This is a genomic window from Pseudomonas sp. P5_B3, from assembly GCF_056400405.1.
Genome location: NZ_JBFULI010000016.1, coordinates 34966 through 48469, shown reverse-complemented (window position 1 = coordinate 48469; position 13504 = coordinate 34966). Strand labels below are relative to the sequence as shown.

The 13504-nt window shown below is 59.5% G+C and carries 12 protein-coding genes, 1 tRNA gene and 1 pseudogene; 4 read left to right on the top strand and 10 right to left on the bottom strand.

Going from position 1 to position 13504, the window contains the following annotated elements; all coding sequences use genetic code 11:
* Window positions 1–44 precede the first annotated feature (44 nt).
* From AC1DRN_RS12195 to tam, 4 genes are all read left to right on the top strand, one after another.
* Window positions 45–203: a KGG domain-containing protein gene (locus tag AC1DRN_RS12195; protein WP_223462971.1), complete on the top strand. Its 159-nt coding sequence runs from the start codon at window positions 45–47 to the stop codon at window positions 201–203.
* 72 nt (window positions 204–275) lie between these two features.
* The gene (locus AC1DRN_RS12190) at window positions 276–779 is read left to right on the top strand and encodes a DUF4142 domain-containing protein (protein WP_223462972.1); all 504 of its coding nucleotides are present in this window, start codon (window positions 276–278) and stop codon (window positions 777–779) included.
* Window positions 780–1213: 434 nt separating this feature from the next.
* Window positions 1214–2299 (top strand): type I restriction endonuclease, encoded by a 1086-nt coding sequence (locus tag AC1DRN_RS12185; protein ID WP_223462973.1) that lies wholly within the window; start codon window positions 1214–1216, stop codon window positions 2297–2299.
* A 261-nt stretch (window positions 2300–2560) separates the two neighbouring features.
* Window positions 2561–3331 carry a trans-aconitate 2-methyltransferase gene (gene tam, locus AC1DRN_RS12180; RefSeq protein WP_223462974.1) on the top strand — a complete coding sequence of 257 codons (771 nt, stop codon included), beginning with the start codon at window positions 2561–2563 and terminating at the stop codon, window positions 3329–3331.
* 216 nt (window positions 3332–3547) lie between these two features.
* Here the strand turns inward: tam and AC1DRN_RS12175 are convergent, their stop codons facing one another.
* From AC1DRN_RS12175 to uca, 10 genes and pseudogenes are all read right to left on the bottom strand, one after another.
* Window positions 3548–3817, bottom strand: a complete 270-nt coding sequence (locus AC1DRN_RS12175; RefSeq protein WP_007997797.1) for a hypothetical protein — start codon at window positions 3815–3817, stop codon at window positions 3548–3550.
* Between the two features lie 448 nt (window positions 3818–4265).
* Window positions 4266–4673 (bottom strand): type II toxin-antitoxin system HicB family antitoxin, encoded by a 408-nt coding sequence (locus AC1DRN_RS12170; RefSeq protein ID WP_095945156.1) that lies wholly within the window; start codon window positions 4671–4673, stop codon window positions 4266–4268.
* Between the two features lie 37 nt (window positions 4674–4710).
* Window positions 4711–4890, bottom strand: a complete 180-nt coding sequence (locus tag AC1DRN_RS12165) for a type II toxin-antitoxin system HicA family toxin (protein WP_077184214.1) — start codon at window positions 4888–4890, stop codon at window positions 4711–4713.
* Window positions 4891–5184: 294 nt separating this feature from the next.
* A tRNA-Gly gene (locus AC1DRN_RS12160) sits at window positions 5185–5258 on the bottom strand.
* A 181-nt stretch (window positions 5259–5439) separates the two neighbouring features.
* Complete coding sequence (locus AC1DRN_RS12155; protein ID WP_223462975.1) at window positions 5440–6324, bottom strand: alpha/beta fold hydrolase; 885 nt, start codon at window positions 6322–6324, stop codon at window positions 5440–5442.
* 314 nt (window positions 6325–6638) lie between these two features.
* Window positions 6639–7331, bottom strand: a complete 693-nt coding sequence (locus tag AC1DRN_RS12150) for a pseudouridine synthase (RefSeq protein ID WP_223462976.1) — start codon at window positions 7329–7331, stop codon at window positions 6639–6641.
* A 36-nt stretch (window positions 7332–7367) separates the two neighbouring features.
* Entirely contained in the window at window positions 7368–7583 is a 216-nt protein-coding gene (locus AC1DRN_RS12145) for a cysteine-rich CWC family protein (protein ID WP_223462977.1), read from the bottom strand.
* Window positions 7570–7767, bottom strand: a pseudogene (locus AC1DRN_RS12140) (diguanylate cyclase domain-containing protein); the annotation flags it as partial. The gene AC1DRN_RS12145 and the pseudogene AC1DRN_RS12140, both read right to left, overlap by 14 nt.
* Window positions 7768–7860: 93 nt before the next feature.
* Window positions 7861–9639 carry an allophanate hydrolase gene (gene atzF / locus AC1DRN_RS12135; RefSeq protein ID WP_223462978.1) on the bottom strand — a complete coding sequence of 593 codons (1779 nt, stop codon included), beginning with the start codon at window positions 9637–9639 and terminating at the stop codon, window positions 7861–7863.
* Window positions 9640–9664: 25 nt separating this feature from the next.
* Window positions 9665–13312, bottom strand: coding sequence for an urea carboxylase (gene uca, locus AC1DRN_RS12130; RefSeq protein ID WP_223462979.1), 3648 nt, complete (start codon window positions 13310–13312; stop codon window positions 9665–9667).
* Window positions 13313–13504: the final 192 nt, after the last annotated feature.

Here is a 13504-nt window from a genome sequence, read left to right as displayed (position 1 = left end):
GGGGGTTACAGCTCGCCGCGATCATCACCAGGAGGAAGAGAATCATGCCTGATTCAAGAAACTCGAACTCGGGAAACTTCGCCAACGATCGAACGAAGGCCTCTGAAGCCGGTCGCAAGGGTGGGAAAACCACCACCACGACCGTCGATAAAGACCCGGCGAAACCCGACATGAGCCGCAAGGGCGGTCAGAAAACCCGCTAAAGGATGCAGGTGGTTTTGATTGAGAGGCGGGGGCGAACGCTCCCGTTTGAATTTGAAAAGGAGGGCGCGACCATGAACCGGATGGCCACCCGATTATGTAATGCCAGTTTTGCCACGCTGCTGGGCCTGATTGCCAGCAGCGCCTTTGCCCAGTCGCCCGCCGAATTCATCGACGAGGCCTCGGCAAAAGGTATCGCCGATATCGAAGCGAGCCGCGTGGCGCACCAGAAATCCGAGTCCAAAGAGGTCAAGGACTACACCATCGTTGTCATCAACGACCGCACCACTGCGAACCAGCACCTGGCGAAAATCGCCAAGAAACTCGACTTACCGGTCGCTCCACGCGAAGAGGTTGTCGAAAAGGCCAAAGCCCTGATGCCACAAGTCATGGATGGGGTGACCTTCGACGAGGCCTATGCAGCCAGTCAGGTGAAGACCACCCAGGAAGCCATCGATCAATTGCAGCAGGAAGCACAGACCACCGACCTGCCGGAAATCAAGGCGTTCGCCGAAGAGACCCTGCCAAAACTGCAAAATCATCTGCAAATGGCCAAGGCGTTGCAGGCTAAAAGTTGAGCATAAGGATTGAACAAAAACGGCGCGGGACTTCGGTCACGCGCCGTTTTTCTTTTCAGCACTGATTCAGATGCGGATTGAGGTTATGCAGTGGATTCAGGCCATTGAGGTCAAGTACTTCGTTCTCGTCCATGGCACGGTAATGCCTGCGCAGCGTCTCCAGGAACGTCCGGGGCTACAGGCCCAGAGGGCGAGTGTCTGCGCGTTTTTTGCGAGTTTCATGACCGTGCTCCTTGTAGGGGATGAACCTGAAGTTCAGGCATAGGTGGCTAGATGAAAATTCGGCTGGGGTTGCGACCCAATGAAGCATGGCGGTGGGCAAGATCTTAATTCTTGGTGGGATTCTTCCTTTGTGCCGGTTTGTGTCTAGTATCAATGGCAGTCAATTTGCCAGCATGTATTCACACGGATCGAAACCGGAAAAGAGGCTACTCATGGAATTCTTCGAAAAGTTAGCAAGTCTCGCTGCCAAAGTTCGTTTGCAGAGCGCTGCCATTCAAACGGAAGAAGCGACCAAGAATGCTTTTGTCATGCCCTTTATCAGCACGGTACTGGGCTACGATGTTTTCGATCCGACGGAAGTGACACCTGAATTCGTTTGCGATATTGGAACGAAGAAAGGGGAGAAAATTGACTACGCAATCATGAAGGCTGGCGAGGTACAGATCCTCATCGAGTGCAAGAAAATAGGCGAGCCACTGCACATCAATCATGCCTCCCAACTGTTTCGTTATTTCCATGTCACCAGCGCTCGAATCTCCATTCTCACCAATGGCCAGGTCTATAAGTTTTTCACTGATCTGGACGCGCCTAACAAAATGGACGAGAAGCCGTTTCTTGAACTCGATCTGCTGGATATAGACGAGTATTCCGTTCCTGAACTGGTGAAACTCACCAAGTCTGCATTCGATGTGGAGTCGATCATCAGCGCCGCAGGTGAGTTGAAGTACGTCAGCCAAATCAAGAAGGTGATTGCATCTCAGGTCAGCAAGCCGGACGACGATTTTGTGAAGGTCTTCGCTTCACGTGTTTACGACGGGGTGATTACTCAGAAGGTCCGCGAGCAGTTCCAGGAACTGACGAGAAAGGCCGTGGTGCAGTTTCTCAACGACCAAATCAATGACCGGCTCAAGTCGGCTATGAGTGGCGTCATCCAGCCTGCGCTCGCCTCTGTACCGGTCGCTACCGGTGGCACTGAGCAATCAGATGTTCGAGACGAGTCAGAGGACAAGGTACTGACGACATTGGAAGAGCTGGAGGGATATCACATCGTCCGTGCCGTGGTCCGGTCGGTTGTTGACGCCAAGCGGATTGTTCAGCGCGACACACAGAGTTACTTTGGCATCCTGCTCGATGACAACAACCGCAAACCGATCTGCCGACTGCACTTCAACCGATCGCAGAAATACATTGGCATATTTGACGAAGAGAAGAATGAAACCCGGCATGCAATCAACTCCGTTGATGACATTTACGAGTACTCGGATCATTTGAAGAAGACTGTCGGGTACTATGATTAAGATTGCTGTCTAGCGACGAAAAAACTGGTCAATAGAGCCTAGGCCGATCAGTTAAGTTGAAAAACTGTGGGAGCGAGCTTGCTCGCGATAGCGCCATGTCAGTCGACGACGATGTTGACTGTGCAATCGCCATCGCGAGCAAGCTCGCTCCCACAGAAGTTTTCGCAACAAAGGTGGAATAGAGCAGAGCCTATTGGCCGATGTATCGTAGTGAACTGGTGGTCTGCCCAGATCACGACAACGTACCGACAGGAGAACGCAATGAGTTGGTCCGCCAAACAGTACGTCGCTTTTGAAGATGAACGCACCCGTCCCGCCCGCGACCTGTTGGCGGCCATCCCCGCCGGGGACGTGCGCTCGGCCATCGATATCGGTTGTGGGCCCGGTAACTCCACCGAGTTGCTGGTGGAGCGTTTTGCCAACGCCACGGTCCGAGGCCTGGACAGTTCGATCGACATGATCGAGGCCGCGCGCAAGCGTCTGCCGCAGGTGCAGTTTGATGTCGCGAACATCGACACCTGGAACGACGGGGGCCCGTTCGATGTGATTTTCGCCAACGCGGTATTGCAGTGGGTGCCTGATCACGCCACGTTGTTGCCGTCGCTGGTGAGCAAACTGGCGCCGGGTGGCAGCCTGGCCGTCCAGATGCCTGACAACCTGAATGAACACTCGCACCGCTTGATGCGTGAAGTCGCCGCTGATGGCCCTTGGGTCGGCAAACTGGCAGGCGCCGCCGGGCAGCGGACCGAGATGGCCGATGCCAGTGGCTACTACTCGATACTCAAAGCCTGCTGCACCCGCGTCGATGTGTGGCGCACCACATACCATCATCCGCTCGCGGGCGGTGCGTCTGGGGTGGTGGAGTGGTTCAAGGGCAGTGGCTTACGGCCGTTTCTCGATCCGCTGGACGAGGCGGAACGGGCGCAGTATCTGAAGCAATATCAGACTGCTATCGAGCGGGCGTATCCGGCCATGGCCGATGGTTCGGTGCTGTTGCCATTCCCGCGACTGTTTATCGTCGCGACCCGCTGATGCGAAAAGGGGACAGTTGAAGAGCGTCTTGATCTCGGGGCGAAGGATGGCAACCCGTGGCGAGGGAGCTTGCTCCCGCTGGACTGCGTAGCGGTCCCTATTCGGGGTCGCTTCGCCCGAATGCGGACCGCCCCAGCGGGACGGTGCGGCGATCCGACAAGCTCCCTCGCCACAATGACTGTTCGTCCGTGCTATCTCTTAACTGGCCGCGATCGCTCAGGACGGCTCTGCGTCCATTCGTCGAGCGATCACATCCAGCACATCGCAACCATCACGCAACGGCACGCAGCACAGCAATGCGAAGTCACTGAGTACAACTGAGTCAGAGGTAAGGTCGCCGCGCATTGCGAGATTTTCAAGCAGCTGCGTCACGGCTCGAATTCTGTAGCTGGCGGTGCTGAGCAGGGAGTGTAGGGGTTGGGTGGTGTTGACGTAGAGGGAGGGGAGGTCGTCGGCGTTGCTGGTTAAAGCCATGAATTCTTTCATGAGTGAGTACCAATTGTAGGTGGAAGACCTACCACTCAATTGTCGCCAAACAATAGGGTGGTAGCTGTACGCGGGTTGGCGAACCGGACAATGGTAAAACCGGCAGACCCGAAGGTCTCCCACGCACAGCTACCGAAAAAGCAGCCAAGCGTGATCAAAAGTGCTCCGAGAAATCCTCGGAGCCTTCTGTACCGTTGTTACCGAGTCGCCAAACCCGATACGCCATTTGGGCGCGGTCGGACTATAGGTCTCATGACAAAGGCACAGCAATGCGCAAGTGTACGGACATTTCCCAGTGTCGTGTAGGACGTTGCTTTTTCTAGCGTTGATCTCCGTTGGGCCTTTAAAAGTGGGTCTTTGCACTGACTTCGACGGGCCCTTCATCAAATCCCGCCCACAAAAAAACCGGCCACTTGGGACCGGTTTATTCATGTCAAAAGCAAGGTTTTCAGCTCTGTTGCAAGACCTTGAGTGCCGCCGAGGCCAGAAAGCCCGAACGGCTTTTCTCTTCCGGGTGATGCAGTACGTACTCATCAATCCGGTTGAGGAGGTAGCCAGGCAACGTGATGTTCAGCTTCTGGGCCTTGCCCAGATATTTGGTTACGTCGATGTCCACCAGCGCCCACGCACACCCCGCGTACTTTGGGTTGGCAGCATGTAAGGTCACTTTATTGGCGGGGGGAATTGGCGAACCGTCTTCGGCCAGAATCTCGAAGTGGCCTTCAATGGCTTCCCGCGCCATGGCCATCGCGTCATCCAGGTCTTCCCCAGCGGAAAAGCAGCCCGGAATGTCGGGGACTTCCACACCCCAGGCGTGTTGGTCGTCGCCCATTGAAATTGCAATTGGGTACAGCATGTTCATTGTCCTCCACGGACCTAGCGCATCGGGCTCCTTAGAGCAGCGCCTGTTGCAAAATACTGATGGCCGTTTTCTTGAGCAGATCTTTCTTCGGGTGAGGGACTGTCACCAGCCCCGGTTTGGTCGGGTGCTTGAAGTGATGATGGCTGCCTCTGATTCGTACCAGATACCAGCCGTCCGCAACGAGTTGGCTTATCAAAAATCGGCTATTCACATCACCTCCCTGTGGTGTGCTTGTGGTTACTATACCTACTAAGATTTTGTTATCAACACTATACCTACCAAACCTTCCTGGGTTCGGCGGGAAAGCGATAGGCTTCGAGTCTAGGAGGGCGCTGTGGCAAAGGCTTTGGGTAAGCCTGTCATTACCTATTTTGTGTATTGCGAGGTTTTGCCGTAAACACGTGACACTCGAATTTCAGGCATAAAAAAACCGGCCATCAAGACCGGTTTTTTCTGTCTCTGCATCCCCCGTCAAAACCACCCTGACGTGAGATCAAAATTCGATTGGAGCGGGTGAAGGGAATCGAACCCTCGTTATCAGCTTGGGAAGCTGGAGTAATGCCATTATACGACACCCGCTCAGAGCGCTGACTTTGTACCAGATACGGCCGCGGATTTGAAGTTTTTCTTTACGTGGAGCGGGTTTAACGCAAATGTGACAAAAAAGCCCGAATCGCATGACGGTCGATCGCGGGCAAGCCTCGCGCCTGCAGAATACGTTTAACGCAGCAGGGTGGGGCTTGCTCGCGATGACGCTACTTCAGTTTGCCAATGCATGGTGTTCCTGGGCTTTGTGGTAACGCGGTCGGCTTTCGTGTTGCGCTGGCTTCAGGAAGCCCATCAGTGCGTTGCGGCTGTCTCGGCAGGCGGCTTTGTGCTCCATGTCGAGAAAGTGGCCGGTGGCCTGAATGGTACTGAACGTGCTGTGTTGCACGTGGCTTTCGAACAACCGGGCGTCGTCGGCGGCGGTGTATTCGTCCCATTCGCCGTTGAGGAACAGCACCGGCACGTCGATTTTTTTTGCCGCGTGCAGGTAGCACTGGCGATCGTTGTGCAGCACGTCGTTGATGTGGAAGTGCATCTGCCCGTACTCATGTTCGGCCAGGGAGCTGACGTGGCGATAGTTGAAGCGCTTGAACAACGACGGCAGGTGTTTGCCGATGGTGTCGTTCACCAGATGCCCGACCCGGTCGCGGTCCAGGTTGCTGAGGTGTTCGACGCCACGCTCGAGGTAGTCAAGCATGTGCGCGTTGATCACCGGGGAGAACGAGCTGATCACGGCTTTTTCGATGCGCCGTGGCCGTTGCGACAACGCCATCATGGTCGCGGCACCGCCCCAGGAAAACGACAGCACGTGCTCGGCGGCGAAGTGGTCGATCAGCTCGAGCAGGATCTGCCCTTCGATTTCCTTGGTGAGCATTTTTTCATGCAGGTTGTGGGCTTTTGACCGGCCCGCGTAGGGCTGGTCGTAGCAGACGACGTTGAACTGCGGATGGAGGTTTTTCACGGTTTGTGCAAACGACGCAGTCGTGGCCATCGAGCCGTTGACCAGGATAATGGTCCTCTCTGCGGCGTCTGCGCGATAGAACTCCGTGTAAACCCGATACTGACCCTGTATATCCAACACAGCGATTTCTGGCCTCATGTCATAAGACTCCTGGCAAGCGGGTATGCGCGCAAATAGAGATTGCACGAGCTTTGTGACAGGTAGGCATACGCCTGGAATTTGAGAGGCCCATGTCGATCCACTGCAGTCCGGTCGACGGGTATTGTTATTGGCGGGCAGTCTGCCGGATGAGGCCGGAACCCTTGGGTTCCTACCGGCAAAAAGTTTCTTGGAAGTATGTGGTGACTCGTCGGTCACATTTCGGCCGACGTCCTGATTCAAGCAGGGGTCACGTCATCGCGCAAGTGCCATTGGTAAATTGTTCGACAACTTTCTGCTCGGCGGTCGCCTGCTTAGATCAATCCGATCTCTGCATCGCTCAGTGAGCGGTATTCGCCCGGTTTCAACGCGTCGTCGAGCACCAGCGGCCCCATGCGTTCGCGGTGCAGGCGCATCACCTTGTTGTTGAAGTGGCCGAACATGCGCTTGACCTGGTGGTAGCGACCCTCGACGATGCTCAGGCGTGCGCATTTTGCCCCGAGCAGCTCTAGCCCGGCCGGTTGCGTGGTGAGGTCTTCGAAGGCGAAGTACAGCCCTTGGCTGAACTTGACCGCGTATTCGGGGCCGATGTCCTGTTCGGTTTCGACGTAATAGACCTTGGGCAGTTTGGTCTGTGGTTGGGTCAAGCGTCGCGACCAGCTGCCATCGTTGGTGATCAGCATCAGACCGGTGGTATTGAAGTCCAGGCGTCCGGCGATGTGCAGTTCTTCCTTGTCCGGTTCATCAATCAGGTCGAGCACGGTTGGGTGCTGCGGGTCCTTGGTAGCGCTGACGCAACCGGCAGGTTTGTGCAGCATGAAGTGGCGCAGCGGTTTACCGACTTGCAGCACGTCGTTGTCGACTTCGACGCGGCTGAATTCGCGGACTTCGCTGTGCGGGTCGCTGACGACTTTTCCGTCAACCCTGACGCGTTTTTCCACCAGCAACAGGCGTACCTGCTTACGGTTGAAGCACGGCAGGTTGCTGAGGAAACGGTCGACGCGCATGACTAAGGATCAGTGAGGAAAGGGGCGCGCATCTTACTAGAACGATTCGGGCGCTGCTTGCAACTGCGTCTCGACTTCGGCGCAACGCGGGCACAGGCACGAGGCGTTGCGCAGTTCCGTCGGCAGCGCCTGGAGCACCGCCGGGTCGATGCTGACGCCGTAGCACCAGCAGGCGCGGTCAGCGGTTCGCGGGTCGGCCAGGGTGCAGTCGTTGGGGGCGCCGCAGGCGGGGCAGAGCTCAGGCTGGTTCATGGACGGAGTGAGACTTCTCTACGCAGGTTCGGTTGCGGCCACTTTGTTTGGCCCGATACATCGCATGATCCGCCCGCGACAGCAGGCTGTGCAAGGTGTCATCGGGCTGCAGGGTGGTGAGGCCGATGTTCACGGTCAGTTGCAAGGCTTCGTGCAGGAGCCTGTGGGAGCGAGCTTGCTCCGAGCGGCGATCCGACGATTGCGGTATGTCAGTCACATCAATCGTGAATGTGCTGACGCCATCGCGAGCAAGCTCGCTCCCACAGGGGATGTGTGTTTATCGCAGGGTTTTCAGATACATCCGCCACCCGCCCAAATGACTGATGTTCACCGCACCCTCCAACCCATAGGCCTCACAGATAAACCCGCTTTCCCAGCGACCATCCGCCAGTTGTACCTTGCCCAATCCCAGCGGTGCCGGAATCCCGGTCAGGAACGAACCCAACTCGCTGCTTGGCAACTCCCAGACTTCCACCGCAATCGCCACGCCGCCACCCTTCACCCGGACCATGCCCGGACGAAACGGCGGGCCGCCGGCCAGGGCATAGAGTTGATAGTCCGGCGAACTGAATGTCGATTCCACCAGGCGGGCGCCGCGCTGCTTGAGCTGCCAGTTCAACGCCAGCCCGTCCAGGTGCGCGCCGCAGACCACCAGCCGCGCCCGATCATGGCGTGCAACCGGCGCCGGGGCAGGTGCGGCCAGGCCTTGCTGACGCTGCAGGGCATCCGCCACGCTCAGCAGATACTGATCGGTGAAGGCCCGGCCAAACAGCGTCACGCCCCAAGGCATGCCGTTGTCCATGAAGGCGCTGGGCACGGCGACAGCGGCGTAGTCGAGCAGGTTCATGAAGTTGGTGTAGTAGCCCAGTTCCGAATTGCGCAGCACCGGTTCGGCCTCGAGTTCAGCCAGCGTCACCGGGCGGCCGATGGTCGGCGTGACGACACAGTCGAGGCCTTCCAGCGCGTTGTCGCACAGGGCTTTGAGCGCTTGCAGGCGGTATTGGGCGCGGAAGGTTTGCACGCCGTCGACGGCGGACGCCTTGGCCAATACGGCGCGAATCACCGGCAACACGGCCTCGGGATTTTGCGCCATCAACTCCCCGGCCACGCTGTAGCGCTCGGCCACCCACGGGCCTTCATAGAGCAAGCGGGCGGCCTCCAGAAACGGTGACAAGTCCAGTTCCACCGCTTCGCCGCCCAAGGCCTTGAGGTGGTCGATGGCATCACCGAACAACAGCGGGCCTTCAGGGCAACCGAAAAATTGCAGATCCTGCGCGCGCGGCACGCCGAAACGGAACGGCCGCGGTGTGCCGAACGCCGAGCCGTCGTTCCACAACGGGTTGCTGCGGCTGTATTCGTCCCGTGGATCGAGGCGCGCAGTGAGTGCCAGCAACTGACTGGCCTCCCGGGCGGTGGCAGTGAACGTGGTGACGCAATCCAGCGTACGACAGGCCGGTACGACGCCGGCCGTCGAGATCAGGCCCTTGGTGGCTTTCATCCCGACCAGATTGTTCAACGCCGCCGGCACGCGTCCGGACCCTGCGGTGTCGGTGCCCAGGGAAAAACTCGCGACGCCGAGCGCCACCGCCAGCGACGAACCGGCGCTGGATCCGCCCGATGGGTACTGCGGCAGCACGCTGTTGGGGCACGCGCCGTAGGGTGAGCGGCTGCCGTTGAGCCCCGTGGCGAACTGGTCGAGGTTGGTCTTGCCCAACGGAATCGCACCGAGGGCCAGCAGTTGCTCGACGATGGTCGCCGAACGCTGCGGCACGTAGGCAAATGCCGGGCACGCCGCCGTGGTCGGAATGCCCGCCAGGTCGATGTTGTCCTTGATCGCGAACGGCACACCATACAGCGGCAGACTGTCGGGAGCGCGATCGTCGAGGGCGGCGAGGTAAGGTTCCAGTTCTTCGGCGCTGAGCAAGTGGATGAACAGGTGATAGTCCGGGTTCAGCGCGGCGGCTTTGTCCCGCAGGTTCAGCAGCAGTTGCCGGGGGGTAAGGTTGCCGTGGCGATAAGCGCTGCGCAGGGCGTCGAGTTGCAGGTTGATGTTCATGGCATGAGTCCTTGGCAAAATGGGTTCAGTCGAGTTCCAGCACCACGACGCGCTGTCCGGCGCGCACCGCCGAACCCGGTTGCACGCGAATCTCGCGCACCACGCCGGCCATCGGTGCGAGCAGGGGGATTTCCATCTTCATCGACTCCAGGATCACCAGCACGTCACCGGCCTCGACGTGGCAACCGGCCTCGACCTGAACCTGCCAGAGGTTGCCGGCGATATGGCTGTCGACGCTCTGTTGGCCGCTGGCCAGCGGCGCCTCTGCGGTCGCCTCCGGGGCCGGTTCTTCACTGTCGAAATGGGCCTGGCCGCTGGCGATCCAGCGCTCGCGTTCGGCGTTGAACGCGCCTTTTTGCTGATTGCGAAACGCGCCGATGGTCTCGGCTTCCTGCGCCAGAAACGCCTGATAATCCGCCAGATTCAACTGACTGTGCTCGATGTTCAGGTCGAAGCGCCCGAGGGGGAAATCCCGGCGGATGCGCAGCAGTTCATTGGCGCTGACCGGGTAGAAACGGATCTGATCGAAAAACCGCAGCAACCACGGTTTGCCATCGAAGGCTGCGACTTCGCGGTAGCGGTTCCACATCTGCAGCGTGCGCCCGACAAACTGATAGCCGCCGGGGCCTTCCATGCCGTAGACGCACATGTAGGCGCCGCCGATGCCCACCGAGTTTTCCGCGGTCCAGGTGCGCGCCGGGTTGTACTTGGTGGTCACCAGGCGATGGCGCGGGTCGAGCGGGGTGGCGACCGGTGCGCCGAGATAGACATCGCCCAGGCCCATCACCAGATAGCTGGCGTCGAACACCGTGCGTTGCACTTCATCGAGGTTCGGCAGGTCATTGATGCGGCGGATGAACTCCAGGTTGCTCGGGCACCATGGCGCGTCCTTGCGCACGGTGGTCATGTATTTCTCGATGGCCAACTGGCACGCCGGGTCGTCCCAGGACAACGGCAGATGAACGATGCGCGACGGTACTTGCAGGTCTTTGGCGGCGCATACGGCGTCCCATTCGCCGGCGACGATGCCGAGCAGGTCGGACAGCGGCAGTTGTTCGGGCTGATAGTGAATTTGCAGGGAACGGATGCCTGGCGTCAGGTCGATCACGCCGTGCAGGTGTTTGCTTTCCAGCGCCTGCATGAGGGCGTGGGCGCGGAAGCGCAGAACCAGGTCCAGTTCGGGGGCGCCGATTTCCAGTAGCAGGTGGGTGTCGCCGGACAGCCTCGCCACCAGCCGCGTGTCATCCTGCCCCAAATCCAATACCACAGGCGACACAATTCCCTGTAGGAGTGAGCCTGCTCGCGATTGCGGTGTTTCAGTCACAGAGATGTCGGATGTGATGCCGTCATCGCGAGCAGGCTCACTCCTACAGGAGGGAGTCCATTTCAAGGCCAGGGTGCGGGCGGTCTTGAGGTCGACAGGGGAGAACTGCACCTTGTCCCCCGCCTTGAGTTGCCCCAGTTGCCAAAGATCCGCCTCGATCACCGTCACCGGGCACACGAACCCGCCGAGGCTCGGGCCATCCGGGCCGAGGATCACCGGCATGTCACCGGTAAAATCCACCGCGCCGATCGCGTACGGATTGTCGTGGATGTTCGACGGATGCAAACCGGCTTCACCACCGTCGGTGCGCACCCACTCAGGTTTCGGTCCGATCAGGCGCACGCCCGTGCGGCTGGAGTTGAAGTGCACTTCCCACTGCGTGGCGAAGAAGGTGCCGATGTAGTTTTCGGTGAAATATTCCGGGGCCCCGTGGGGACCGTAGATCACGCGAATCTGCCGAACCGCCGGCAACTCGGCGACCTGTTCTTCAACCAGTTGTTCACCGGCGCTACGGTCATCCAGCGCTGGCACATGCAATATGTCGCCGGCCCGCAAGGCGCGACCACCGTGGCCACCAAACTGACCGAGGGTGAAGGTGCTTTTGCTGCCCAGATAGTCCGGCACTTGCAGGCCGCCGCGCAGGCACAGATAGCTGCGCGCGCCCGCACCGGCAATGGTGCCGAGGCTCAAGGTGGATCCTACGGCGACCAACAGCGCAGTGTTCATCGGCACGGCTTCACCGTTGAGCAGTAATGGAGTCACCGCCCCGGTCACCGCCACCACCGCCTCGCAGTTGAAGCGCAGCAACGGCCCGTTCATGGTGATTTCCAGCGCCGCCGCGCCTTCGTCATTGCCCAGCAAACGGTTACCCAGACGCAACGCCCGACTGTCCATCGGCCCCGATGGCGGCACGCCGACCGCCCAGTAACCGAGACGGCCGGGATAGTCCTGAACACTGGTTTGCGTACCGGCGCTGAGTACCTCGAAAGTGTTGGCCTGATAGACCAGGCCTTCCAGGCAACGGGTCCACGGCTGGCCGCTGGCGAAAGGCACATCGAGCAGAATCTGCCGCAGGTAGTCGCGGTTGGTTTCCACGCCATACAGCTGACTGTCGCCGAGGGCTTGATGCAAATCGGCGCGGGCCTCTTCGCGAGTCGGCGCCCAACTGATGACCTTGGCGATCATCGGGTCGAAGTAGGGCGGGATCTCGCAGCCAGCCTCGACCCAGGTGTCGATGCGCAGTCGAATGCCATTGGCCGCCGGGAAATCCACGGCGGTGAGCAAGCCCGGGCTGGGTTGAAAATCGCGACCCGGATCCTCGGCATACAACCGTGCCTGAATCGCATGGCCCTGCGGTTTCAAACCCTGTGCCAGATCGCTCAGCGGCGGCAGGTCACCGGCCGCCAGTTGCACCATCCAGCGCACCAGATCGACACCCCATACCTGTTCGGTGACACCGTGTTCCACCTGCAAGCGAGTGTTCACCTCAAGGAAATAGAAGCGCCGGGCATCGCTGTCGAAGACGAACTCCACGGTGCCGGCACTGCGGTAGTTCACTGCCTTGGCCAGTTTGATCGCCGCCGCACACAGTTCATCGGCCATGCCGTCGGGCAGGTTTGGCGCCGGGGTTTCCTCGAGGACTTTCTGATTGCGGCGCTGCACCGAGCAGTCGCGCACGCCGAGGGCGATCACTTCACCGTGACCATCGCCGAATACCTGCACTTCCAGGTGACGGGCACGCTGGATGTACTTCTCGATGAACACCCCGGCGTCGCTGAAGTTGTTCTGGCCCAGGCGTTTGACGGCCTCGAAGGACTCGCTCAACTCGGCCGCGCTGCGGCACACGCGCATGCCGATGCCGCCACCGCCGGCGGTGCTTTTGAGCATCACCGGATAGCCGACCTGTTCGCCGGCGATCAATGCGGCATCGAGGCTGTCGAGCAGTCCGGTGCCTTCGAGCATGGGCACGCTGTGTTGTTTGGCCAGGGCGCGGGCGGTGTGCTTGAGGCCGAACACCCGCAGTTGTTCGGGCGTCGGGCCGATGAAGGCGATGTTGGCGGCCTCGCAGGCTTCGGCGAACGCGGCGTTTTCCGATAGAAATCCGTAGCCGGGATGGATCGCGGTGGCGCCGGTGGTTTTGGCGATGGCGAGGATTTTATCAACCATCAGGTAAGTGCCGGCGGCCGCACCTTCGCCGAGGCTGTGGGCCTCGTCGGCTTGCAGGATGTGCAGGCTGGCGGCATCGGCTTCGGAGTACACGGCAACGCCCTGCACTTGCAGCTCGCGCAAGGTACGCAGGATGCGGCAGGCAATGGCGCCACGGTTGGCAATCAGGACTTTTTCGAACATGGCATAACCCCCGGAGGCGATAGCGCATCAGCCTCGACTGGGATGCGGGCCGTCCCGCAGTTTTTTTGATGCACCTGGGCCGTCCCCGGTGACAAATCAGTTCACTTCGCAACACCGCCGATCCCCTGTGGGAGCGAGCTTGCTCGCGATAGCGGTGGGTCAGTCAACATATGTGGTGAATGCGCTGACGCC